The organism is Cupriavidus sp. 05N39, assembly GCF_056397325.1.
On sequence record NZ_JBFTNE010000031.1, the window covers coordinates 45,464 to 69,003 of the forward strand.

Annotated in this window: 20 protein-coding genes; 9 read left to right on the top strand and 11 right to left on the bottom strand. The window is 66.0% G+C overall.

Going from position 1 to position 23,540, the window contains the following annotated elements; translation table 11 throughout:
- Positions 1 to 487: 487 nt before the first annotated feature.
- The 3 genes from AC1DN0_RS16820 (at position 488) to AC1DN0_RS16830 (ending at position 2,271) form a co-directional block, all read left to right on the top strand.
- Positions 488 to 658 carry a hypothetical protein gene (locus AC1DN0_RS16820; RefSeq protein WP_441625266.1) on the top strand — a complete coding sequence of 57 codons (171 nt, stop codon included), beginning with the start codon at positions 488 to 490 and terminating at the stop codon, positions 656 to 658.
- A 174-nt stretch (positions 659 to 832) separates the two neighbouring features.
- Positions 833 to 1,471, top strand: coding sequence for a response regulator (locus AC1DN0_RS16825; protein ID WP_441625268.1), 639 nt, complete (start codon positions 833 to 835; stop codon positions 1,469 to 1,471).
- 65 nt (positions 1,472 to 1,536) lie between these two features.
- On the top strand, positions 1,537 to 2,271 hold the full coding sequence (locus tag AC1DN0_RS16830) for an Hpt domain-containing protein (RefSeq protein ID WP_477145855.1): 735 nt from the start codon (positions 1,537 to 1,539) through the stop codon (positions 2,269 to 2,271).
- A gap of 107 nt (positions 2,272 to 2,378) precedes the next feature.
- On the opposite strand, the gene AC1DN0_RS16835 is transcribed toward AC1DN0_RS16830, so the two are convergent.
- On the bottom strand, positions 2,379 to 5,678 hold the full coding sequence (locus AC1DN0_RS16835; protein ID WP_477145856.1) for an ATP-binding protein: 3,300 nt from the start codon (positions 5,676 to 5,678) through the stop codon (positions 2,379 to 2,381).
- Positions 5,679 to 6,196: 518 nt separating this feature from the next.
- Between AC1DN0_RS16835 and AC1DN0_RS16840 the strand changes: the two genes are divergently transcribed.
- From AC1DN0_RS16840 to AC1DN0_RS16850, 3 genes are all read left to right on the top strand, one after another.
- Positions 6,197 to 6,928 (top strand): glutathione peroxidase, encoded by a 732-nt coding sequence (locus tag AC1DN0_RS16840; protein ID WP_035870843.1) that lies wholly within the window; start codon positions 6,197 to 6,199, stop codon positions 6,926 to 6,928.
- A 148-nt stretch (positions 6,929 to 7,076) separates the two neighbouring features.
- On the top strand, positions 7,077 to 8,522 hold the full coding sequence (locus tag AC1DN0_RS16845) for a dihydrolipoyl dehydrogenase (protein ID WP_441625274.1): 1,446 nt from the start codon (positions 7,077 to 7,079) through the stop codon (positions 8,520 to 8,522).
- Between the two features lie 530 nt (positions 8,523 to 9,052).
- Complete coding sequence (locus AC1DN0_RS16850; RefSeq protein WP_441625276.1) at positions 9,053 to 9,349, top strand: YciI family protein; 297 nt, start codon at positions 9,053 to 9,055, stop codon at positions 9,347 to 9,349.
- A gap of 39 nt (positions 9,350 to 9,388) precedes the next feature.
- Here AC1DN0_RS16850 and AC1DN0_RS16855 read toward each other — a convergent pair whose 3' ends face one another.
- The 6 genes from AC1DN0_RS16855 to arsN2 form a co-directional block, all read right to left on the bottom strand.
- A complete protein-coding gene (locus AC1DN0_RS16855; protein WP_441625278.1) occupies positions 9,389 to 9,922 on the bottom strand; it encodes a hypothetical protein in 534 nt (177 codons plus the stop codon).
- Between the two features lie 145 nt (positions 9,923 to 10,067).
- On the bottom strand, positions 10,068 to 10,544 hold the full coding sequence (locus AC1DN0_RS16860; protein WP_441625314.1) for a YbhB/YbcL family Raf kinase inhibitor-like protein: 477 nt from the start codon (positions 10,542 to 10,544) through the stop codon (positions 10,068 to 10,070).
- A gap of 154 nt (positions 10,545 to 10,698) precedes the next feature.
- Positions 10,699 to 11,502: a fumarylacetoacetate hydrolase family protein gene (locus AC1DN0_RS16865; protein WP_441625280.1), complete on the bottom strand. Its 804-nt coding sequence runs from the start codon at positions 11,500 to 11,502 to the stop codon at positions 10,699 to 10,701.
- Positions 11,503 to 11,601: 99 nt separating this feature from the next.
- Positions 11,602 to 12,045, bottom strand: a complete 444-nt coding sequence (locus AC1DN0_RS16870) for a BLUF domain-containing protein (RefSeq protein WP_441625282.1) — start codon at positions 12,043 to 12,045, stop codon at positions 11,602 to 11,604.
- Between the two features lie 46 nt (positions 12,046 to 12,091).
- Positions 12,092 to 12,817 carry a GTP cyclohydrolase I gene (gene folE / locus AC1DN0_RS16875; RefSeq protein WP_477145857.1) on the bottom strand — a complete coding sequence of 242 codons (726 nt, stop codon included), beginning with the start codon at positions 12,815 to 12,817 and terminating at the stop codon, positions 12,092 to 12,094.
- Positions 12,818 to 13,085: 268 nt separating this feature from the next.
- Positions 13,086 to 13,514 (bottom strand): arsenic resistance N-acetyltransferase ArsN2, encoded by a 429-nt coding sequence (gene arsN2 / locus AC1DN0_RS16880; RefSeq protein ID WP_045235845.1) that lies wholly within the window; start codon positions 13,512 to 13,514, stop codon positions 13,086 to 13,088.
- Between the two features lie 356 nt (positions 13,515 to 13,870).
- Here arsN2 and AC1DN0_RS16885 point away from each other — a divergent pair, with 356 nt between their 5' ends.
- Entirely contained in the window at positions 13,871 to 15,649 is a 1,779-nt protein-coding gene (locus AC1DN0_RS16885; RefSeq protein ID WP_441625287.1) for a hybrid sensor histidine kinase/response regulator, read from the top strand.
- A gap of 333 nt (positions 15,650 to 15,982) precedes the next feature.
- Here the strand turns inward: AC1DN0_RS16885 and AC1DN0_RS16890 are convergent, their stop codons facing one another.
- The 3 genes from AC1DN0_RS16890 to AC1DN0_RS16900 form a co-directional block, all read right to left on the bottom strand.
- Positions 15,983 to 17,242, bottom strand: a complete 1,260-nt coding sequence (locus AC1DN0_RS16890; RefSeq protein WP_441625289.1) for an arsenic transporter — start codon at positions 17,240 to 17,242, stop codon at positions 15,983 to 15,985.
- A gap of 74 nt (positions 17,243 to 17,316) precedes the next feature.
- Entirely contained in the window at positions 17,317 to 19,371 is a 2,055-nt protein-coding gene (locus tag AC1DN0_RS16895) for a penicillin-binding protein 1A (protein WP_441625291.1), read from the bottom strand.
- A 9-nt stretch (positions 19,372 to 19,380) separates the two neighbouring features.
- Complete coding sequence (locus AC1DN0_RS16900) at positions 19,381 to 20,337, bottom strand: alpha/beta hydrolase (protein ID WP_441625293.1); 957 nt, start codon at positions 20,335 to 20,337, stop codon at positions 19,381 to 19,383.
- A 190-nt stretch (positions 20,338 to 20,527) separates the two neighbouring features.
- Between AC1DN0_RS16900 and AC1DN0_RS16905 the strand changes: the two genes are divergently transcribed.
- The gene (locus AC1DN0_RS16905) at positions 20,528 to 20,779 is read left to right on the top strand and encodes a hypothetical protein (RefSeq protein WP_441625295.1); all 252 of its coding nucleotides are present in this window, start codon (positions 20,528 to 20,530) and stop codon (positions 20,777 to 20,779) included.
- A gap of 13 nt (positions 20,780 to 20,792) precedes the next feature.
- On the opposite strand, the gene AC1DN0_RS16910 is transcribed toward AC1DN0_RS16905, so the two are convergent.
- Positions 20,793 to 21,200: a VOC family protein gene (locus AC1DN0_RS16910; RefSeq protein ID WP_441625297.1), complete on the bottom strand. Its 408-nt coding sequence runs from the start codon at positions 21,198 to 21,200 to the stop codon at positions 20,793 to 20,795.
- Between the two features lie 226 nt (positions 21,201 to 21,426).
- On the opposite strand from AC1DN0_RS16910, the gene AC1DN0_RS16915 reads away from it, so the two are divergent.
- The gene (locus AC1DN0_RS16915) at positions 21,427 to 23,394 is read left to right on the top strand and encodes a sigma-54-dependent Fis family transcriptional regulator (RefSeq protein ID WP_441625299.1); all 1,968 of its coding nucleotides are present in this window, start codon (positions 21,427 to 21,429) and stop codon (positions 23,392 to 23,394) included.
- The last annotated feature ends 146 nt before the right edge of the window (positions 23,395 to 23,540 follow it).

Below are 23,540 nucleotides of genomic sequence, written 5' to 3' on the forward strand. Positions count from 1 at the left end.
GTCGGACGGGATGGCTTGCGCCGCGCGAGCCGTTCCAGCTGCGCGGGTGGCTCCGGCGCCCCGGTTGCGCAAATTGGGGTGATATCGCTCATGGCTTGCTTCCGTGTTCTCCCGCCCAGGCCGCGTTACGCCAATGGCAGTGCGGCTGACGGTGGTCAATGGCGGCGCGGGGCGCCGGCGAAAGTACTGTTTTGTGACTGCAGACTGTATCGCCGACGGCACGGTGCTGGTTTGCGAAATTTCCGCATTTTGCGTCCCGCCATGTCAGTGATCCATGTCATTGGTCGCTTTCAGGCGTGCCGCTGCGGAATATGCCGTGGCGGTCGGCCTCGGGCGACGGTCAAGGGGATAGTGGGGATATTGTGTCTTTTGCGGAATTTTCAGCAGCTTGATTCGGAGCATTCGGCGGTCCGGGCAAGACCCGGGTTTCGTGCCGACCACGCAAAAGCGGGACCGGGCTCCGGGGTGCTCGTGGAGAAGAGGGGGAGTGACCAAGGAAAGCAGAACATACTTCGACGATGGACTCAGCGCGGAAGTAGTCGGCGAGATCCTTTTTGGCATCGCGGTCTGCCTGCGTCCAGCGCAGGATTTTCTCTCCTTAAACGCAATTCACGATTCATTTTTATCAGTGAACGTCCAGCCTGAGCCCTGGCTGTGAAGGCGCGATTCGAGGTTGCGGGAGCCCTTCTTTAGGAAATTTCCGATAACTTGCTCGGAAATTTCTGGCCGGCTGTAGCGTAAATTCGCCACATAATCCGCGCTCCACCTTTTGATTATCGGTGTGTCCCGGCGCAGGTGAGTTCCTTGTTGGCTTTTTTTGGGGAGAATGCGAGTGGCAACTATCTTGGTCGTCGACGATCACCCGGCACTCCGCCTGGTGATCAAGGCCCAGTTGTCGCAAGTGCTGGGGGTCAGCCATATTCTGGAAGCGGACAATGGCCAGGCTGCAATCGAAGCCGCCAGGCAGTTCCAGCCGGATCTCGCCGTCCTGGACCTGGATATTCCCCGGATCAGCGGCCTTGACGTGATTCCACGCCTGAAGCTGATCTACCCGCCGATCCGTATCCTGGTGATTTCCGGACAAGACCAGGCCACGTTCGCTCCTCGGGTGAGGCACGCTGGTGCCCAGGGCTTCGTCAGCAAGATGCAGGACATGAAGGAAATCGTGCGCTGCGTCGAAGCGGTGATGGCCGGCTATACGGTGTTTCCGGAGATGCGCTACGAGCGCGAACTGCCGAAGGTTGCACAGCTGGCGGACGAAGAGCGGCTCGCTCGGCTGTCGGACAAGGAAATCGTCATCCTGCAGTTGCTGGCCAGGGGCTTTTCCAATAAAGCAATAGGCGAACTGCTATTTATCAGCAACAAGACGGTGAGCAGCCACAAGACCCGCATCATGGGCAAGCTGCAGGTCAGCTCGCTGGTGGACCTGGTCGATTTCGCCCGGCGATATCGCCTCACACCGGCGCAATGACGCCAGCTTGTGGCCACTTGCTGACAGTGGCTCAACAAAATGCAAATGTTCCCGAAGGTAATTTCATGATCCGCGCGCTATTACTCAGCACTACCGAGAGTGGCGTGCAAGCGTTGCAAATCAGCGGACTCGCGACCGTGCTCGCGGGCCTGGGGTTTTCCGTCGAGCACAGGGATGCGGCCGAGCCGGATGCCGGTCCCGCGCAAACCGAGCGTATCCGGCTGGCGCTTGTCTGGCTTGCGCATGACCATGAGGGCGAACCGGCTCGCAGTGACTTCGGCCTGTCGCCGGATAGCCTGCTGTTTGCGGTGGTGCCGGCCGATGCCGGCAAGCGCGTAACCCATGCGGCCCACGGCGCGGYCTTCGATGCCACGCTCACCGCGCCGGTCAATGCCAGTTCACTGGCGCGCGCGCTGGCTGAACACGGGTTTGTCGCGGTGTCGCCGGACGAATGCGCGGCCGTCGGCGCCTTGCTCGATACCCTGGCCGGCGGCGACGCGGATATCGTCAGGGATCTGGTGGACAGCCTGGTCGACACCAACCGCATCGATCTCGCCATGATGCACGCCGCGCTGACGGACGGCGCGTGGCAGCGGTTCGACAGTGGTGCTCATCGGATCAAAGGCTCGGCCCGGATTCTGGAGTGCGCGGCGCTGGTGACACTATGCGGACGGCTGGAAGCCGTTGCGCAGTTCGGTGATCTGGCCGCGGCGCGGGCGTTGTTGCCGATTCTCGCCGCGACGGTGGAGCATCTTGAGGCTTCGCTGCTGGCAATGCGGCCGCCGCCCCGGGCGGCGTGAGGGTTTGGGTGTAGGGGTTGGAGTCAACTTCGACGTCAACTTCAACCCCAACTTCAACCCCAACTTCAACCCCAACTTCAACTTCAAGGTGCGCTTCCGGCGCGCAATCAGGCCGGTGTGGCATCGCCTTGCCCGGCACCATGGCTTGCGCGCAGATGGCGGCGCAGGGCGCGTTCCAGTGCGACCAGCCCCATTGGCTTGACCAGTACCTCGCTCATTCCCGCCGCCAGCGCATGCTGATGATCTTCGCTCTGGGCACTGGCTGTGCACCCGATGATCGGTATCTTGCCCAGGGAGTCCTTGCGCGCGCGAATTGCACGGGCCAGGCTGAAGCCGTCCATCACCGGCATCATGCAGTCGCAGATGATCAGGTCTGGCGGGTGGCGCAACAGGGCTTCCAGGGCAAGGGCGCCGTTTTCCGCCGTATCTACCGCAATGCCTAGCCGCTCCAACTGACGCTCCAGCAACAGCCGGTTAGGCGCATGGTCATCCACGATCAGCACGCGCATGCCGGCGGGGAACACGGAGATGTCGGGCGTGCCGGCAATCGAAGCGCTTTCCTGGGGCGGGGATGCCGAAACTTCGAGGTTCAGGCGCACCACCACCTTCGTGCCGAGGCCGGGCTCGCTCTCAAGCGAGATCTCGCCTCCCATCCTTCGCACCAGGTTTTGCGCGATCGAGAGGCCCAGGCCGGTGCCGCCGGTATTCGCGCGCTCGGGCGATTCCACCTGGGAGAAGGGGCGGAACAGTTTGCCGATTGCTCCGGGGGGAATGCCGATGCCGGTGTCCTGGATGACGATGTGGAGCGCTTGCCAGGCGTCTCGCACAGTGGATCCGTCGAGCCGGATATCCACGCTGCCCTGCTCGGTAAAGCGGATGCTGTTGGAGACAAAGTTGCTGATGACCTGCTTGATGCGCAGGATATCCACCTTGTGCGCTTGCGCCACCGTATCGCCAACGCTGATGCTCAGGGCCAGGCCTTTCTGCGAGGCTACCGGCCCGAACATCCGGGCGAGCTCGTGCAGGGCCTGGCGCAGGCTGGCGGCGCGCGGCTGCAGCGTGAACTTGCCGGCTTCCATCTTGGAGAGGTCCAGGATGTCATCCAGCAGCGACAGCAGCGACGTGGCCGCGCCGTGCGCGGCGCCCAACTGCTCCCGATCCGCGTGCGAGGCATGCTGGCGCGCCAGCACCAGCTCCAGCATCCCCAGGATGGCGTTCATGGGGGTGCGTATCTCGTGGCTGATCGAGGCGAGGAAGGTGGACTTGGCGCGGTTGGCCGCTTCGGCGCGGTTCTTGGCCGCGGCCAGTTCGGCCAGCATCTGCTGGCGCTCCGTCACATCGATCCAGCCACCGACGATGCCGGCCGTGCCGCCATTGGCGCGGCGCAGCGGCACGACCCAGCTGATGACGCTGCGTTGCTCGTTGCCAATGGTCAGGCGGCGGTCGGCACTGGACGGCAGGCCGGTCTGCAGTACGTCCCGGTAGACGTCCATCAGCTCGTCGTGGCGGATGTCGGGACTGATGGCGGCGGTGGCGAACGCCAGCTCCGTGCCGGCCAGCGCGCGCCGCGTCGTGCCAAGTACCGCTTCGTAAGCGGTATTGCAGGTGATCATGCGCAACTGGCTGTCGCGCAGGTAGATCGGCTGCGGAATCCCGTCGAGCACCGCGGTCTGGAATGCCACCTGGTCCTGCAAGGCGTGTTCGGCCGCGGTGCGTTGCGTCACCTGGCGCCGCAGCGAGGTCACCCACGCCAGAAAGAGCAGGCTGACCAGCAGCAGGRCAGCCGCGGCCCCCATCAGCCACGGCAGGAACTGGCGCCAGGCAAGGGGCGAAGGCCTGACTTCCGTCCAGTGCGCGCGCATGGCGCCGAGCTCGTGGGGGGGAATGCTCAGGATGGCCTTGTTGATGATGCCGAGCAATTCAGGATGCCGGTTGCTGACGCCCAGACCGACTTCCAGCGGAACCCCGCCAGTCGCGGCTGCGACCTTGAGGCGGCCAGCGTAGGTCTGCCTGAGCATGTGGCCGGCCATGAAGGCGTTGGCGATGGTGGCATCGGCACGGCCGGTGGCGACCAAGCGGAATGCCTCCTCGTAGGAGTCGGTCTCGCGCTGGCTCACCGCATAGCGGGTGTGTACGAGGTCTTGGATGCCATTGAACGGCGGCCCCGCAATGATCTTGTTGGCGAGGTCGGGCAGGCTCTTGATGCTGTCGTCACCGGCGCGCGTGACGACGACCCAGTTGCCGGAGAAGTAGGGCGCGCTAACCGAGAGACGGGCGGAGCTGGCCTGATGCTGGTTCACCGGCAGGATCGGCACGATGTCCAGGGTGCCATTCTCGACGGCGGTGGCAATGTCCGCGCCGCTGGCTGGCCAGTAAGGCAAGAAGCGTAGCCCGGTGCGTTGCGCGATCAGTTGCAGCACCTGTTCGGTGAGTCCGCCGAGGCGCCCCCTGGCTTCGACAAACTGGAACGGGACGAAGTCGCGCGACACCAGGTAGCGCACCTCCGGGTGGCCGGCGATCCAGGCGCGTTCGGCGCCGGAGAGATTGAGCTTGTCGGTGATATCGAACTCGAGCGAGCTGGCGATCCAGGCGGTTTCGATCTCGCGCTTGAGCGAGGCGGGCATGGCCGCCAGCGTCCGGTCGACGATCCGGCCCAGGGAGGGATCCGCCACGGCGAACGTGACGCCCGCCTGCGCCAGTGGCGCGAAGTTGCGCGCGGTGAGTTCCTCGTACCGGTATTGCTCGACAAGATAGCCTGCGGCGGTAGCGTTGGTGACCACCACGAAGTCGGCATCGCGGGAGAGCTGGTCGAGCGCGCCCAGCAGGTTCTCGAAGGGTTGCAACTGCGCGCCCGGGTAGGCCCGGTGAAGCGCGGCGGGCGAGACTTCGCCCGCCAGGTAGCCAATGGTGCGGTTGGCCTGGTTACGCGCCTTGTCCCTGCGAGACACCACCTCGATCAGGCGATGGTCATGGTAGGGCGCGGTACGCAGGCCGGCGCCGGGGTCGTCCAGCGAGGTGGTGATCAGGTCGACGGCGCCGTTGGCCAGCTGGCTGCGCGCCAGTTCGTGCGAGGGATAGCGAAGGATTTGCGCCGGTATGCCAAGGCGCGCGACCAGCACGGCGAGGTAATCCGCGGAGATCCCGCGGTAGTCCCCTTTCAGGTCGACGAGGTCGAAAGGCGGCAGGTAGTTGCCCACCACGGCTACCCGCAGGACCTTGTGCTTGCGGCGCCATTCGGCCAGCTCCGCATCGTCGCCACGCCCTGCACCGGCCCGACCGGTGGGGGCGCCCGTACCGGGCGCATAGGACGAAGCCAGCCGCAGCTGGGGGCTCGGTTGCGGCGCGCGGGGCGGCTCGGCCGGCAGGGCCGGCAAGCCGTGGCAAAGCGACAGCAATAGTACAAACACTTGGCGGTGCCACCAGCGGGCGCACACGCGCCGGATCCGGGTAGCCGAGCGGTCCGCCGGGTTCGGGGAGGTGCAGATGCACATATGGGAGTTCTCACGGAAGGGGGGCGTGCCGCCGCCTGCCGGTCCGCCCACGCGAGCGTTCGCTGCCTTGGGAGACGGCACGCGCCACAACGGACGCGCATGCGGGATGCCTTGCCCGAATGTAAGCGTCGTGATGGCGGGCAACGTTCGGAAATGTCTGAAGAGACCTGTGGGAATTTCCGAATCCGCGCCAGCCTCGACCGCAGCGTCTTTGTTCCCGGCTGCCATGGGCAGGATTAGCGTACATAAGTGATGTTTAAATCTCATTTAAAGGCATGTGTGGAGTCTCTTAGGGCGAAGTTATCCATGTTCGATAGCAAAAGACAATGATTGTGTTTGTAATGATGAATTGTACAAATCACGCTGCGGCGCGGAAAATCGGGTCTTCGCTGCAACACGCGGCCATCCACCCCCAGTCATCCAGGAGCTCATCCATGCTGCAATCCCGTGAAGGTCAACGCGTTCCCAATGTCACGTTCCGCGTCCGCGAGAACAATGAATGGAAGACCGTGACCACGGCCGACCTGTTCGAAGGCAAGACCGTCGCGCTGTTCTCGCTGCCCGGCGCATTCACCCCGACCTGCTCGTCCACCCACCTGCCGCGCTACAACGAACTGGCGCCGGTGTTTGCCAAGCATGGCGTGGACGCGATCCTGTGCGTCTCGGTCAATGACACCTTCGTGATGAACGAATGGGCCAAGGACCAGGAATCGGAAAACATCGTGATGATTCCCGACGGCAACGGCGAATTCACCGAAGGCATGGGCATGCTGGTCGACAAGACCGACCTGGGCTTCGGCAAGCGCAGCTGGCGCTATTCGATGCTGGTCAAGGATGGCGTGGTCGACAAGATGTTCATCGAGCCGGAAGAGCCGGGCGACCCGTTCAAGGTATCGGACGCGGACACCATGCTGAACTACATCGCCCCGAATGCCAGGAAGCCTGACCAGGTAGTCGTGTTCTCCAAGGTTGGCTGCTCCTTCTGCGCCAAGGCCAAGCAGATGCTGTCGGACAACGGTTTCGACTACATCGACGTGCCGCTGGAGAACAAGATCCGCGGCAAGGTGCTGGGCGCGGTGTCCGGCAACATGACCGCGCCGCAGATCTTCATCAACGGCAAGCTGATTGGCGGGGCCGAAGCGCTTGAGACCTACCTTGTGCGCTAAGCCTGTCCAGACGCAATAACCGCTTCACCGCCGCAAGGCGCGGCGCCGGCATGGCCGGCAGCCGCGTCCCAGTCGGCGGACCGGATGGCAGTGCCGCGCGGTGCCATCCGGTCCGCTGATTGAAGCCGACTTCACCAGGAAACTCGACATGACCGCCATGCAGACCACGCAGACCATGCAGACCACGCAGAAGCAGCAGACCGCTCAAACCATTCAGACCGACGTCGCCGTGATCGGCGCCGGCACCGCCGGCCTGGCCGCCTATCGCGCCGCCAGGGCGGCCGGCAAGCGCGCCGTCATCATCGAAGGCGGCCCTTATGGCACCACCTGCGCCCGCGTGGGTTGCATGCCTTCCAAGCTGCTGATCGCCGCGGCCGAGGCCGCCCACGAACTGCGTCACACGGCGCCCTTCGGCGTGCATGTGGATGGCGAAATCCGCATCGACGGGCGCGAAGTCATGGCCAGGGTCAGGCGCGAGCGCGACCGCTTTGTCGGTTTCGTGGTGCGGGGCGTGGACGGCATTCCCGCCGAGGACAAGGTGAGCGGCTATGCCCGCTTTATCGACAACACGGTGCTGCAGGTCGGCGAGCACACCACGGTGCGCGCCAGCCGCGTAGTGATCGCCACCGGCTCCAGCCCCATGATTCCGCCGCCCTTCAAGGTGTTTGGCGATCGGCTGGTGGTCAACGACGATGTGTTCGCCTGGGACGACCTGCCGCGCCGCGTGGCCGTGTTCGGGCCCGGCGTGATCGGGCTCGAACTTGGCCAGGCGCTGTCCCGCCTGGGCGTGCAGGTGCGCGTGTTCGGCCTGCGCGGCGGCGTGGGGCCGCTGACCGACCCGGCCATCAAGGCCAACGCCGTTGCCACCTTCCGCGAGGAGTTCTACCTTGACCCGGACGCGAAGCTCGGCGAGATGCGGCGCGAGGGCGACGAAGCCGTGATCTCCTTCACGGATCTCGCGGGGAACACGGTGACCGAACGCTTCGACTACGTGCTTGCCGCCACCGGCCGCCAGCCTAATGTGCGTGGCCTGGGCCTGGAGCATACCGGGCTGGAACTGGATGCGCGCGGCGTGCCGGTATTCGATCCGGCCACCCTGCAATGCGGYACGGCGCCGATCTTTATCGCCGGCGACGCCAACGACATCCTGCCGCTGCTGCACGAAGCAGCCGACGAGGGCAAGGCCGCCGGCGAGAATGCGGCAGCTTATCCCGCGGTGCGTCCGCTGGCGCGCCGCGCGCCGATCGGCGTGGTGTTCAGCGATCCGCAGATCGCCATGGTGGGCCAGCGATATGCCGACCTGGCGCGGGACAGCTTCGTGGTGGGCGAGGTGAGCTTTGAAGACCAGGGGCGCAGCCGCGTGATGCTGAAGAACCGCGGCCTGATGCACGTCTATGCCGACAAGCAAAGCGGGCGCTTCCTTGGCGCGGAATGGACCGGCCCGCGCGCCGAGAACATCGCGCATTTGCTGGCCTGGGCTTATCAGCAATCGCTCACTATCGAGCAGATGCTGGCCATGCCGTACTACCACCCGGTGGTGGAGGAGGGCCTGCGCACCGCGCTGCGCGACGCGGCGGCAAAGCTGGCTGGCTGAACCGTAGCCCGCACTCACTTCGGTGCGGCGACGCCCCGTGGGACACCTTTCGGTGCCCGGTGCGGCGCCGTTGTTGCCATGCCTTCGCTGCGCTACCCCTGGAGCCCTTGTCCGCCGGCCTCGCCCCCATTCCCCCATTGACTGCGAGATTTTTCCGAGGTGATCCGCGCCAGCTAATGGCCCGGCCCGGTCGGGGCTGCGTAGCTGCCCGTTTTGTGGGCAGTCCGATAGGGTCCGCGTGCCAGAGCCATTTGCGGAGCTTGTCGACAGTGTTATCCACATAAAGTGTGGATAACACTGCGAGGCCAGGGGAGGCGAGGCGCAAAATCCAGGCGTTTTGTCAAGCCCGGATTGCGGGTTTCTCAAGCTTCACGGGAGCGCGCTGGCGATGGCCGCCGATGGTTCCCCGGTGGCTTGCGCGGCTTGCGCGAAAATCGGCGAAACTCTCCTCCGGGCCTTGCCGGCATGACGCCGGCGGCGCTTCTGGCTATCCCGCCCAACCCAAACGCCTCTTCAAGGACAACCACGCCATGCCATTCCTCATCGAAACCTGGGACAAGCCGCAGCACCAGCAAGTCCGACAGGCAGCCCGAGCCGGGCACCTGGCCTTCCTGGACGCCCAAAGGGCGTTGCTACTGGCGTGCGGGGCCAAGCTTAACGACGACGGCAGCGACGCGGGCGGCGGTTTCTATATCGTGGATGTCGACACCCGCGATGCGGCGCAGCAATTCATCGATGCCGATCCGTTCACGCAGGCCGGGCTCTTTGCCGAGGTGCGCATTACCCGCTGGCGCAAGGCCTATCTGGCAGGGGAGTGCTGCCTCTGACAGCCAGGCCCCCGCCGGACAAGTGGCGCGGGGCCGCGCTCAGCCACCCCCCGCCATCCCCGGAGAATCCGGCGCACGCCGTTCCAGGTTGGTATAGGCATCGGCCGCGATCAGTCCGAACAGGATGTGCGCGAACACGCTTTCCCACCCTCGCGCTTCGTCGAACCAGTTGAAGTAGCGGCCCAGGACATAGAAGTTCACCAGGTAGGCCAGCAGTCCGAACATCGCGCCGACCATGGTTGCCATGCCGATGCTGGAGTCAAAGCGGAACGACGCAATGATCATGGCCAGGATCGTGGCCAGCACCACCGACAAGGCGAAGTGAACCGCGCCCGCAGCCAGCACGATGGTCCAGCTGAACGCATCCGCCGATGCCAGCGCCTCCCGGCCGAGCATGATGGCCGCCACCATCTTCACCGTGCCCCATGCCCCCTGGTACAGCACGAAGCGCGCCGTCAACAACTCCAGCACGACATACAGGGTACCTGCGATCAGGCCGGCAATCGCGGCCGCACGCCAGTCCGGCGCGCGGCGCGCAAAATGGTGCGACTGCATATGCAAATGGAGTTCCATGAGAGGCTCCCGTTCACAAGCGACCTGAAAATCAGGCCCTTGTGATAGTTCTAGCCCATGGACGGGAAATACCAAGCCCGGGCGCGCGGCGAGTCGCGCCGGCGCGGCATCGCAATATGATGCGTCGGGCATCCCTTCGCCGGCGTCAGGAGTGCTTCTGGTACGTCCCCACCAGTTCCGCCTGCGCCAGCACGTGGCCATGCATGGCTTTCTCAAGCGTGGCCTTGGAGGCCTTGCCCAGATCGGGCAGTACCACGTCCAGCGCATATAGCTTGAAGAAGTAGCGATGCCGCCCGATTGGCGGGCAGGGGCCACCGTAGCCCGTGCGGTGCCAGTCGTTCGCGCCTTCGCGGGTGTCCGCGGGCAAGCCGGCCGGCGCAATGCCGCCGGGAAGGCCGGCGCTGGCGGGCGGGATGTTGTACAGCACCCAGTGCACCCAGGTCATCCGGGGCGCGGCCGGGTCGGGCGCATCCGGGTCATCCACGATCAGGGCAAGGCTCACGGCGCCAGGGGGGATACCCGTCCAGGCGAGCGGCGGCGAAGTATCGGCACCTTCACACGTGTGGATGGCGGGGATCCCGCCGCCGTGCGGGAAGGCTTCGGATGTCAGCGTGAGGGACATGGCGCTCTCCTTGCGGGCCGCATGGAGCCCGGCTTGCGGTACGCACAGCAGCACAATGGACAGAACGGCAGTGCGTCTTCGCATTCTGGGCTCCTTCTCTCTAGCCGTCACCCGCTGGTGGCCAGGATCCATGCCGGACCGGGCCGAAGCTGCCTCAGGAGACGGCGCGCGGTGCGAGTTGCAGCGTCAGTTCCCCGCCGTCATAGGTGGCCCGGACAGTACGTGCGCCATCCGCGACGGATACGTCGAACGGGCGGGTCAGGGTGCCCGTGGTGACCACGGTGCCCTTGCGCAGGGTGACGCCGCGCTCCGCGGCGTGCGCCAGCAAGGCTTGCAGCGCTTCGAGCGGATAGATGGCATCATCGCCGGCCAGCGGCAGCGCGCAACGCTCGCCGTCGAGCGCTACTTCGGCGCCATCGCGGACGTCTTCCACGCTGGCGGGGTCGATCTTCCCGCCCAGCACCAGTGCGTGGAAGCCCACGTTATCGGCGGCAAACGCGGGCATGCCAACCGCGACGCGGTCTTCGTACCGGGACAGGACCACTTCGACGGCGACCTGCGCGCTCTCGATGAGCCCGGCCAGGTCGGCCGGCGCGAGCTCGGCCTGCAAGGGGGCCACATCGCGCGCCAGCCGCACCGCGATCTCGAATTCGATGGTGACCACCGCGCCCGCCGGGACGGGTACGGTATCCCCCGCGGCGAAGCAGCGCGATGCGCCAACCTGGCCCACCAGCGGACGCGCCAGCTTTGCACGCCGCATGGCATTGGCGCTACCGACCCCCAGCTTCCATCCCACTAGCGGATCGCCCAGGGCCGCCATGAACTGGTCCTGCACGTCATACCCGCTGGCCAGCGTGGCCGGCTTGGCCTCGGCGGGCAGGTCGCGGAATTGCACGCCGCTGCGCAAGGCGTCGGTCAGCAGCGTCGCCGCGGCGCCGGGATTGAAGGTTGCGCTCACAAGTTCTCCTGGATTCTGGTGATGGATTCGATCGGGCAAAGCATGGGCGGCCGACCACCCATGCAGCGGGGCCGACAGCTTAACCCGGCGCGGGCCGCTTCAGAAGCGATGACGCTCCGAGGTGCGCCCCACGATCGACGCGCCCGCGATCAGCTCCTTGAGCAGCGCCTGCGATGCCAGGCCGCTGGTGCGGTACGGATCGAGTTCGCCGTGGGCGGAGTACTTCAGGATGGTGGCCATATTGACCTTGCCGGTATTGACCAGTCCCATCGCCCAGCCCGCGAATTCGCGTTCGAGTATTTCCTCGTAATGCAGCAGCACGACGTCTTCGTGGCGCGCGTCCCGGACGAGTTGCTGGTACAGGCGCGAGACTTCGTTGCGGCCGCCTTCCAGCGCCTGCATGAAGATACCGTTGCCGTAGCACAGCACCCCGGTGACGCCGTGCTTGGGGTTGTTCGCGATGCTGGTAGCGACGATGGCGTCTACCAGCCCGGGATCGGCCGGCTTGCATGCGCGGCTGGCATAGAGCAGGCGTACGAGCATGATGTCTCCACGGGATAGGCGGGGTTTGCGTGCGGGGCGCGGCGGCTTAGTCGCGCTGCCGGTTCAGCAAGGTCAGGAACTCGCGGCGCAGGCTGTCGTCCTTGAGGAAGGAGCCGCGCATCACGCTGTTGGTCATCTTGGCATCGGTATCGCGCACGCCGCGCCAGTGCATGCAGAAATGCTCGGCTTCCATGACGATGGCCAGCCCGTCCGGGCTCATCTTTTCCTGCAGGAGGTCGGCCACCTGGGTCACGGCTTCTTCCTGGATCTGCGGGCGGCACATGATCCATTCGGCCAGGCGCGCGTACTTCGACAAGCCGATCAGGTTGGAATGCTGGTTGGGCATCACGCCCACCCACAGCTTGCCGATGATCGGGCACAGGTGATGCGAGCAGGCGCTGCGCACGCGCAAAGGGCCCACGATCATCAGTTCGTTGATCCGCTCGGCGTTCGGGAATTCGGTCACGTTGGGCGGGTTGACGTAGCGGCCCGCGAAGATTTCCTTCAGGTACATCTTGGCCACGCGGCGCGCGGTCTCGCGGGTGTTGTGGTCCTGGTCGATATCGATCRCCAGGCTGCGCAGCACCGCCTCCATGCGCGACTGCACTTCATCGAGCAATTCGTCCATCTCGCCGGGTTCGACGTAGGCGGAGATATTGTCGTTGGCGTGGAAGCGCTCCTGCGCGGCCTGCAAACGCGATCGTATGCGGGACGACACACTTCCCGCCGCCTGGTCCAGGTCCGGGTGGGGTGCTTGGTGGTCGGATTCCATATCGTGCGGTTCGTGGCTGTCGTTGAGGGATCGTTGCAGGATTGGCGAATGGTCCGGCATGGCCCGGCAGGGAGGATTCCTCATGTCCCGGGTTACCCGGGGCCTGCCATTCGCTTTTTCGCTACAACCATATCCTACGCCAGCACCGGCTAACCTGGGTGCATTGCACGCAACAGCGGGATGGATACGCAGGAGCGGGACACACGAACAATCGCCGCGCACCGATCTTGCGGGAGCCGGGGGTGCAGGCCCCGGCGCGGCGGCAAAGCTACAGCGCGGCCTGCATCACCGTGGCGGATGCCGGGCAGGTTTCGCGGGACAATGCCGTGTCCAGCAATTCAGGCGGCATGCAGGCGCGTTCCACGCGCTCGAAACCCAGGCGAGCAAAATAACCGGCCGCCGTAGTGGTTTGCAGCACCACCGACTGCACGCCGCGCGTGCGTGCCTCGGCCAGCATCGCCGCCACCAGCAATTCTCCAAGGCCGGCCGAACGGGCGCGTTCGGCGACCGCCACCGAGCGCAGCACGGCCACCTGCCCGTAGTTCTCCACGCCGGCACAGCCGAGCAGGCCCGCGTTGTCGCGCACAACCAGGAAATTGCCGATCTGCTCGGCTACGCCATCAACCGGCAAGTCGCAAGCCTGGAGCAGATCCTGTACTTCCTTACTGTCTTTTTCGTTTGCATAGTGCGGGCGCATGATGCCCTCCTGCCCTTCGGGCTGTTCTTCGTATCTTAAGTTCTGACTGGCTTTACGGTGCCTAGGGATACTTCTTAAGTAGATTCGCGTACTGGACGTTCCGCGGCCTAGGTTTCATGCGGAAAAGCGACATCCGGCCCATCCGGGTTCAGGGATTACACTGATGCGCTATCGCGGTGATGTCGCGATAGCAGTTGAATCATTTTCCATCGGGCCAGTGGCTGGTGCATTCGATCCGTCACGTACGTTCACGCGCGGAAATCCACTACCATTCCCAGCAGGCAACGACACCCTCGCACGCCGGGCGAGCTCGCATTCACTCCGGCAACCACTCTCCGTTTCAAGAGCGACATGTCATGGCCGAGATACCCGCTCCACCTTCCGCTTCACTGTTGCGCGCACGCAGCGCGGGCATCCTGAAAACCGATGAGCTTGGCAACCGGGCCGGCCGCTCTCCGGACTATGGCGCCGAATGCGTGGCCTTGCGCCGGCTGGCACGGGCGCTGGTGGCGTCCGACCTTGCTCTGCTGCAATCGTTGGCGGATTCGGCGCTGAAGCTTTGCCGCGCGGGCAGCGCGGGCATCAGCCTGCCCGAAGACGGTGGCGACGATAGGGGGAGCTTGTACTGGACCGCCACGGCCGGCCTGTGCGACAAGCTGGTCGGGCACGCCGTGCCTTGCGAAGATAGTCCGTCCGGCATTGCGCTGGAACTTGGCGGCCCGCAATTGCTTGCCTATCCGCAGCGCCATTTCGCCTGCTTGCCGGCACTGGAGCCGGAGGTGGTCGAGGAACTGGTGGTGCCGATTCCCGGCGATGGCGAACTCTGGGGCACCATCTGGGTGATGTCGCATGAGCACGGGCGCGTGTTTGACGACGAAGATGCGCGCCTGCTCGAAAGCCTGGCCAGTTTTGCCGGCGCGGTGCTCAGCATGTCGCGCAGCAAGGATGCCGCCATCGCGGAAGCGGCGCAGGCCAGGGCCGCGCGCGAAGCGCTGCAATTGTCGGACACGCGCAAGGACGAGTTCCTCGCCATGCTGGGGCATGAACTACGCAATCCGATTGCCGCCATCGACAGCGCGATCAAAGTGGCGCGGCGGATCGCACAAGTGCAGCAGGGCGCCTCCGGCATGCTCGATATCGCCGAGCGCCAGATGCGCCAGCTCAAGCGGCTGACCGACGATCTGCTCGATGCGTCCCGTATCAAGCAAGGCAAGGTGCCGATCGTGCGCACCCATGGCAATGTGCAGGATATCGTGGGCGATGCCTTGTCGTCGGTGGCATCGGATATCGAATGGCACGGCAATACGCTGACCACGGACCTGCCCGCGGCACCGGTGACGGTCTATGCCGATACGGCGCGGCTCACGCAGGTGGTCACCAACCTGCTGTCCAATGCGATCAAGTACACGCCGCGCGGCGGTACCATTGCCTTGTCGGTCCAGGCCGAAGCGTCGCCCCCCGGCGACGCGCCGGTAGCCGTTGCCGGCCAAGATTGTTTCGATACGCTGGTGATCACGGTCAAGGATGACGGCATCGGCATCGATCCGGACTTCCTGCCAAACGTGCTGGACATGTTCAGCCAGTACGCAGCAGATGCCCAAGGTGGCGGACTCGGCGTCGGGCTGGCCATCGTCAGGCGCATGGTTGAACTGCACAATGGCACGGTGACGGTGCACAGCGATGGCAAGGGCCTCGGCACCCTGGTGCAGGCGCGGCTGCCCGTGGTCTGCGCCGGTCCGGTAGAGGCCGGCGCCGCGCAGCCCGGCACCCTTCCGGCGCTGCGTATCCTGCTGGTTGACGACAACACCGAAGCCCTGCGCGCGCTGGGCATGTTGCTCGAACTCGACGGCCACGAAGTCAGGCTGGCGGCCAGCGGCGAGGACGCGCTGGATATCGCCGGCGGCTTTACGCCCGACGTGGCGCTGATCGATATCGGCCTGCCGGGTATCGACGGTTTCCAGCTGGCGCAAAGCCTGCGCGCGCTTCCCGCGTTCGCGGGCACCCGCCTGGTGGCGCTGAGCGGCTACGCCTCCGAAGCCGACAAGGCGCGAGGCGCGGCGGCCGGCTTCGATTTCCACCTGGCCAAGCCGCTGGCGATGGACGCCCTGGCGAGTATCCTGTCACGTGGCCGATGAAGGGTCGCCGATGTTTTTCGGGACCTTATTCGTCACAAATCTGTAGGACGGCACACCCGCCAAATCAGAGATCTCCCGACGGCAGTGTTGTGCCGGCCACGCCATACTTGGGAGACGCCAACACCAGTTGCCGTCGATGCTTGCCTTCCTCTTGCTAACCCTCGCAGGCCTCGGGGTGTTCGTTATCGTCATCTACCTGGCCATGTAAGCCCGCAACCCCGGCCGTCCCGGCCTGGCCAGGAAAACGCCGGCCGCCGTGGCCCACGGCCGATCCGGCCTGAGGCGAGGCATTGGTTAGTGTGCGCATTCGAGCGAGCGCCGGGGACAGGGCGGTCAGAGCAGCAATGCCGCCAGCGCCGGCACCAGCGCCAGCGGCATCACCACCGCGCCGATACGCAGGAACTGCACCGCGCCGACCATCTGGCCCTCGCGCCGCAGCGCCGTCAGCCATAGCAGGGTCGCCAGCGAGCCGGTGACGGACAGATTGGGGCCAAGGTCGATGCCAATCAGCACCGCGTCAGTGACTTGCGCGGAGGCATGGCTGGCCGCCAGTGCCGACGAGGCGAACAGCCCGGCCGGCAGGTTGTTGACCACGTTGGACACCAGGGCCACCGTGCCCCCGGTCACCCATATGCTGGCCGCCGGAGACTGTTGCGACAGCGCCTGCACCAGCTGGGCGAGTTTCCCGATCAGACCGGTCTGCTCCAGGCTGGCCACCAGTACGAACAGGCCCGCCACCAGCGGCAGCACGCCCCAGGAAATCTCGCGAAGCGCCGGCAGGCACAGGCCGGGGCGGCGCGCGCAGACCAGCAGCAGCGTCGCCACGCCGGCCACGCAGGTCGGCCAGCCCAGGTCGGCGCCCAGCAACGATGCCACCAGCAGCACAAGTCCCATCGCCACGATGCCGACGGCGGTCAGTTTGGCCTCGATCGTCAGGGGCGGCACCGCCACGTCGGTCGCGATGCGCTCCTTCAGGGCGTGGCGCTGGGTCCAGTAAAGCGCGGCAAAGGTCGCGGCGATGGCGACGGCCGACGGCAAGGCAAAGCGCGCCAGCCAGCCCGGCAGCGTGGGCATGTGCGCACCGAAGATGACGAGGTTGGCGGGATTCGAGATCGGCAGCACGAAGCTCGCTGCGTTGGCAATGAAGGCGCAACTGTAGAGATAGGGCAGGGGATGCCTGACCCTGGCGGCGCGGGTGGCGGCGAGGACAGCCGGCGTCAGCACCACCGCGGTGGCATCGTTGGACATGAACACGGTGACCAGCGTGCCGAAACCATACACCAGCACGAACAGCCGCCGCGCCGATCCCCCGGCCTGGCGCACCGCCACCGCCGCTACGTGGTCGAACAGCCCGGTCTTGCGCGCCAGTTCGGACGCCAGCATCATGCCGCCGAGAAACAGGTACACATCGTAGCCGCGTGCCACGGCGGCCAGCGCATCGGGCACCGCAAGCAGGCCTGTCACGCACAGCAACAGTGCGCCCGCGACGGCCCAGACGGCCTCGGGCAGCCGGAAGGGCCGCATGATGACGCCCATAGTGGTGGCCGCTGCCACCGCCCAGATCAGTGGGCCGCTGTAGGGGGAGATGTTCATCGGGTGCGCTCAGGCAGCAGGTGATCGTTCATGTTGTGGGCTGTTTTCGTGCGCGGGGGCAGCGCCCGCGCTCGTCAGGTGCTGGGCAGCGACGGACGGGGCGTGGTCCCTGGCGGGACGGGGGACGTGGATGCCCTGACAGGTTCCGCTGGTCCGGCGGCCGCGGGCGGGGCGGCCATCCCGACGGGCTCGGTTGCGGGATCGGGCTGTGCCGGCGGCGGGAAACCAAGCGCTGCGATGCCGTGGCTGCCATCCGCATACTCCGGATAAATCCAGTCGTCGCCACTGCGCACCAGGTTTTTCGGCACCACGTATTCCGCCTCGGGCTGGCCGGCCAGCCGGCCTTCCATGTAGTTCGCCCAGATCGGCAGGGCCGTGGTGGCGCCGAATTCGTGTCGGCCCAGGCTGCGGTTGTCGTCGAAACCCATCCACGCCACCGTGACGATGCCAGAGGCATAGCCGGCAAACCAGCCGTCGACCGAATCGTTGGTGGTGCCGGTCTTGCCGGCCACATCCGCGCGCCGCAGGTAGCGCTGCAGCCCGGCGCCGGTGCCGCTGGTCACCACACTGTGCAGCAGGCTGTTCATCACATAGGCGTTGCGCTCGGGGATGACGCGGCGCGGCTGGGGCTCGCTGTCCGCGGTGAACAGCACATTGCCCGCGCCGTCGCTGATGCGCTCGATCAGGTAAGGCTCGGTGCGGTAGCCCTCGTTGGCGAAGACGCCATAGGCGGCGGCGAGCCGCAGCGGCGTGGTGGTGCCGGTGCCCAGCGCCATCGGCAGGTAGCGCGGCAGGCGTTGCTCGGAGAAGCCGAATTTGCCGGCGTAGTCCACCGCGTAGGGAATGCCGATGGCCTGCAGGGTGCGGATGGCCGGCAGGTTGCGCGACTCGGCCAGCGCCTGGCGCACGCTGACGGCACCCAGGAAGCGGCCATCGTCGTTGCCCGGTTGCCACCGCGACGAGCCGTCCAGCGGCGCGTCGTTGATCATCGTGGTGGCCGATACACCGCGCTCCAGCGCGGCGGAGTAGATGAAGGGCTTGAAGGTCGAGCCCGGCTGGCGCAGCGCCTGCGTGGCATGGTTGAAGCGGCTGGTGGCAAAGTCCGCACCGCCGATCAGTGCCTCGATGGCGCCCGACCTGCTGTCCAGCGAAACCAGCGCGGCCTGCTGTCCGCGGGCGTCGCCGTGGCGCTTGCCGTACTGGTCGAGCCCTGCGTGCACGGCCTCGTAGGCCAGGCTTTGCCTGACCGACGATACCGTGGTGTAGACGTTCAGGCCGCGGGTATAGGCGGCTTCGCCGAAACGGTCGTAGGCAAGCTGGCGGGCCAGTTCCGCCACGTACTCGGCGTGGCCGCCGAAATGGCCGCCATTGGATCCCGCCACCTGCAGCCGTTCGGACCGCGCCGCCTGGTACTGATCGTGCGAGATCATGCCCAGCGCCTGCATCCGCCCCAGCACATATTGCTGGCGCAGCCTGGCGCGGGGAAAGTTGACTACCGGATTCATGGTCGACGGCGCCTTGGGCAAGCCCGCCAGCATCGCGGTTTCCGCCAGCGAGAGCGCTTCCAGCGGCTTGCCGAAATAGGTCTGGGCCGCGCTGCCGAAACCGTACGCATGTTCGCCCAGGTAGACTTGGTTCATGTACAGCTCGAGGATGCGGTCTTTCGGCAGGGAACGGTCGATCTTCCATGCCAGCAGGATTTCATACCACTTGCGCGCCAGCGTCTTCTCGCGCGACAGGTAGAAATTGCGCGCCACCTGCATGGTGATGGTGGAGGCGCCCTGGGCGTAGCCCTCGCCGATATTGGCGAGCGCGGCGCGGAAGATCCCGGGGACATCGACGCCGGCGTGCTGGTAGAACTGATCGTCTTCCGCCGCCAGCAAGGCATTGGACATCTGCCTGGGCATGCGATCCAGCGGCACGAATTCGCGGTGCTCGTTACCGAACTCGCCGATCAGCACGTTGTCGCTGGTAAAGATCCGCAGCGGTACGTCGGGGCGGTAATCCCGCAGCGCATCGACATCGGGGAGTTGGCGCAGGCTCACCACGGCGGCGAACCCAACTAGCAAGGTGGAGGCTGCAGCCAGCGCCAAAGCGGCGCTTGCTGCCTTTACAACGACTCTTTTCATTCGCGCATTCTACCTTTTGGCAAAAACCGGGTAGCCGGCCACGCCGTCCGGGGCTTCCGCCGCTGTCAGGCTGTCCCCGTTGTCTTGTGAATCTTCCGGTGCTGCCGGCCGGGTGCCGGGTTTGCCGACCTGCTGCGCGAATTGCGCCAGCGCGCGCCAGGTCTCGGCGCGCTCGATGATGGTGGAGTGGTCGGTGCCCGGCATCGTCTGCCGCGCCACTTGGCCGGGCCATGCCGCGATCAGGCGCTCCGAGCATTCGTGCGGTACCACCTCGTCGGTCTCGGCAAGCAGCACCTTGGTGCTCTGCACCACCTTCTTGCAGTGGGAAATCGAATCGAAGTGATGGCGCATCAACTGCCGCAGCGGTACCAGGGGGAAGCGCTTGCGCACGATTTCCAGCATCGAGTCATAGGGCGTGATCAGCTGCAAGCTCTCAAAATCCTGCAGGTCGGCCAGCTGGATGGCCACGCCCGTGCCGAGGCTGCGGCCGACCACATGCACGCGCGTGCCCGGAAACATGCGGCGCAGGTGCAGCAGGAACTGGCTGGCGTCCGCCACGGCGGCGGCTTCCGAGGGCTGGCCGTCCGAATGGCCCAGGCCGCGGTAGTCCATGGTGGCAAAGCCCACGCGCGGCGGCAGCCATTCCAGGTACTGCATGGTGTCCAGCACGTCCTCGCCGCGGCCGGGCAGGTAGAACAGGAGGTCGCGCGCCGTGTTCGTGTCCGGTACGGTTTCCCCTGTTTGCACGTCCAGCACGCCCTGCGTGCCATAGACGTAGCCGCGCAGCAAGCCGCCCGGCACTTCATGCGAATAGGCGGTAATGCCATCGGGCAGCTCACGCGGGGGGCGGCGGCGCGCGTCGAACAGCAGCCGGTCCTGGTTCAGCGCCAGGTATGTCCAGTAGCAGGTAAAGCCGCCTGCGGTCAGCAGTACGGCGGCGAGCGCCTTGCGTGTGTGGGATGGCATGCTGGATTCGGAGGGTTTGTTCTGCCTGACTTCTCTGCTTCGCTTGACAGCGCAATGCGGGGCGTTTCGTGGTGGATCCCTGGCGATTTTCCGGGGCCACGGCATTCGACCCGGCTTGGCCCCCGCAAGTTCTTGTACGATACGCTTCACATCAACGGCGGCCGGTGCGGCCGCGCACGGAGCCAGAGGCATGACCGACCAGAACAACCAGAACGACGAACAAAAGCGCGCCGAAGAAGCGCAGGCGATGGACCGCGTGGTCAACGCAACGCGGCAGGTGCAGGTGGCCTTTGCCGCGCTGCAGGGGCAGTTCGCGCCACAAGGCAGCGGCAAGCCGTCAAAGATGGCGCTGCAGACATTCGACGCCGCCTTGCAGGCGCTGGAAGATGCGCAAGCGGCATTCGACGAGGTCCTCAACGACCTGCTCGACGGCAAGCGGTGAGCCCGTCCGGCGCTCAGTGCGCCGGATAAGCCGCCACTTCGATCAGGTTTCCGTCCGGATCGCGGCAATACACCGAGGTCATCGGGCCGAGCGCGCCGGTGCGCTGCGCCGGCCCGGCCTCGATCGGCACGTGATGCGCCAGCCAGTGCGCGATCACGCTCTCCAGCGTGTTGTGGGTGATGAAGCAAAGGTCGTCGCTGCCGGCGGTGGGATGCGTGCCGGTGAACCAGGCCACCGTATCGGTGCCGATGGGGCGCAGGTTGATCTTCTGCTGGCCGAAGCGCACCGAGACCCGTTTGCCGGTGCGGGATTCGAAGTCCTCGCGCCGCATGCCGAGCACGCTCTCATACCACGCCGCGCTGGTCTCGACGTCCTTCACGTTGAGGACGATATGGTCGAAACGGTCTATCACAATACTCATCTTGCGCCTTTCGAGGAAGTGAAACGAGTCTGACGAGAAAGGGACGGGGCGCGATCGCGCGTGCCGGAAAACAGGTACTTTACACCCGACTTCCTGATCGCGCGTGCCCGTGGCGCCGGCGGCTTGTGATAAGGTTCCGCGGCAAGGTCGCCACGCCGCCCGCCAGGCCGGCGCAGAGACGGCCTGACCCGGCCCGGCCGGGATCCAGAACAGGAGACCTGCCGTCATGAGCAGCATGCTAGCCAACCACGCCGCGGCGTCGGACGACGATCCGGAGCGCCGCGCCCTGATTGCCCGCGCCCACGCGCGCTCCGCCGGCTTCGGCCTGGAAGCGGTGCATGCGGCGGACTACCACCCGCTAGGGGGGCGCGCACTGCATGAACTGGTCGACGCCAACCAACTCCTCTACAAGCATGCGCTGCCGGTCATGGAGACCCTGCACGCGCAGATCGCCAACACCGAAAGCATGGTGCTGCTGACCGATAGCGGCGGCGTGATCCTGCACAGCCTGGGCGATGGCGATTTCGCCGACAGGGCCAGGCGCGTGGCGCTGGCACCGGGCGTATCGTGGGCGGAGTCGAGCAAGGGCACCAACGCGATCGGCACGGCGCTGGCCGAGGCCCGTCCCACGGTGGTCCATGCCGATGAGCACTTCCTGCGCGCCAACCGCACGCTGACCTGTTCCTGCGCGCCGATCGCCGGGCCGTTCGGCCGGGTCCTGGGCGCGCTGGATGTCAGCGGCGATCATCGCGGCTTCCACAAGCACACCATGGCGCTGGTGCGGATGTCGGCACAGATGATCGAGAATCACCTGTTCGCCACCCATTTCACCGACGCCGCGCTGGTGCGCTTTCATGCGCGGCCCGAGTTCGTCGGCACGCTGTTCGAAGGCATGGCGGCATTCGCTGCCGACGGCACTTTCCTCGCGGCCAACCGCAGCGGCCTGTTCCAGCTGGGCTTGTCGCCCGATGCGCTGGAGCGCCACAGCTTCGCCGCCTTGTTCGGCTTGCCGCTGGGTGTCGCGCTCAAGCAGGGCGACGAGGCCCGCGGGCAGTTGCTGACGCTGACCTTGCCGAGTCGCGTGCTCGTGTTCGCGCGGATGGCATTGCTGGCGCCGGCCCGGCGCGTATCACACACAGCGCCCGCTGCGCCCGCGGCACGCACATCCGCCGCCGGGCCGGCCTCGGCGCTGGCTGCTCTCGATACCGGCGACGCCCGCATGGCGGCCGTGCTGCAGCGGGTCAACAAGGTACACGGGCGCGATATCCCGATCCTGGTGCTGGGGCGCACCGGCACCGGCAAGGAATGGCTGGCGCGGGCCATTCATCGCGACTCGCCGCGTGGCGCGGCGCCGTTCGTGGCTGTCAACTGCGCGTCCATCCCGGAATCCCTGATCGAGGCGGAACTGTTCGGCTACGAGGACGGCGCGTTCACCGGCGCCCGGCGGCGAGGCAGCCCGGGCAAGCTGGTGCAGGCGCATGGCGGCACCTTGTTCCTCGACGAGATCGGCGACATGCCGCTGGCACAGCAGGTAAGGCTGATGCGCGTGCTGCAGGAGCGCGCGGTGACGCCGCTGGGTGGCGCCCGCGCGATACCGGTGGATCTGCGCATCATCTGCGCCACCCACCGCGACCTGCGCGCGATGATCGCGGCCGGTACGTTCCGCGAGGATTTGTACTACCGGATCAATGCGCTGGCGGTCACGCTGCCCGCGCTGCGCGACCGCACCGACCTGCCGGTCCTGGTGGAACGCATCCTGACGCAACAGCTCGCGCAGGCGGACCATGCCGCGCATGCTGGTGCGCATCCAAGCCAGATCGCGGCGGACGTGCTGGCACGTTTCCAGCGGCATCCGTGGCCGGGCAACCTGCGCCAGATGGTCAACGTGCTGCGCACCGCGGCCATCATGGCCGAAGGCGAGGACGAGATCCGGGTGGAGCATTTGCCGGAGGATTTCGAGGACGACCTGGTACCGGATGCGTACGGGGACGCGCAGCGAGCGATGGACAGCGATGACAATTTGGCCAGCGTCGCACAGGTGCGGCCAACCGACGCCCCCGAGCGCCTGCGCGATCGCGAAGCCGCCATGATCCGCCAGGCGCTGGCACGCCACGGCGGCAACATCAGCCTGGCCGCGCGCGAGCTGGGCTTGTCGCGGAACACGATATACAGACGGCTGAAGCGTGGCAGTTGAATCGTGGCCCACCAGCCGCCCCCACGCGATGCGAAGCGAGCCGTCAAGGTGTACCAGGCCGTATGGGGCGCCTCGTCGTCAGGCAAAAAGAGCGGAAAAGAGGGGGCCATGTTTGAGTATCGCCTTAAGGCGATGCGAGTTTGGCC

Excerpts from the sequence above, each read along its gene's own strand:
- AC1DN0_RS16855 (WP_441625278.1), bottom strand. The coding sequence starts at position 9,922 with ATGGAACTCCATTTGCATATGCAGTCGCACCATTTTGCGCGCCGCGCG.
- AC1DN0_RS16885 (WP_441625287.1), top strand. The coding sequence starts at position 13,871 with ATGGCCGAGATACCCGCTCCACCTTCCGCTTCACTGTTGCGCGCACGC.
- AC1DN0_RS16860 (WP_441625314.1), bottom strand. The coding sequence starts at position 10,544 with ATGTCCCTCACGCTGACATCCGAAGCCTTCCCGCACGGCGGCGGGATC.
- AC1DN0_RS16905 (WP_441625295.1), top strand. The coding sequence starts at position 20,528 with ATGACCGACCAGAACAACCAGAACGACGAACAAAAGCGCGCCGAAGAA.
- AC1DN0_RS16850 (WP_441625276.1), top strand. The coding sequence starts at position 9,053 with ATGCCATTCCTCATCGAAACCTGGGACAAGCCGCAGCACCAGCAAGTC.
- AC1DN0_RS16890 (WP_441625289.1), bottom strand. The coding sequence starts at position 17,242 with ATGAACATCTCCCCCTACAGCGGCCCACTGATCTGGGCGGTGGCAGCG.
- AC1DN0_RS16915 (WP_441625299.1), top strand. The coding sequence starts at position 21,427 with ATGAGCAGCATGCTAGCCAACCACGCCGCGGCGTCGGACGACGATCCG.
- AC1DN0_RS16840 (WP_035870843.1), top strand. The coding sequence starts at position 6,197 with ATGCTGCAATCCCGTGAAGGTCAACGCGTTCCCAATGTCACGTTCCGC.
- AC1DN0_RS16910 (WP_441625297.1), bottom strand. The coding sequence starts at position 21,200 with ATGAGTATTGTGATAGACCGTTTCGACCATATCGTCCTCAACGTGAAG.
- AC1DN0_RS16870 (WP_441625282.1), bottom strand. The coding sequence starts at position 12,045 with ATGCTCGTACGCCTGCTCTATGCCAGCCGCGCATGCAAGCCGGCCGAT.
- AC1DN0_RS16895 (WP_441625291.1), bottom strand. The coding sequence starts at position 19,371 with ATGAAAAGAGTCGTTGTAAAGGCAGCAAGCGCCGCTTTGGCGCTGGCT.
- arsN2 (WP_045235845.1), bottom strand. The coding sequence starts at position 13,514 with ATGCGCCCGCACTATGCAAACGAAAAAGACAGTAAGGAAGTACAGGAT.
- AC1DN0_RS16900 (WP_441625293.1), bottom strand. The coding sequence starts at position 20,337 with ATGCCATCCCACACACGCAAGGCGCTCGCCGCCGTACTGCTGACCGCA.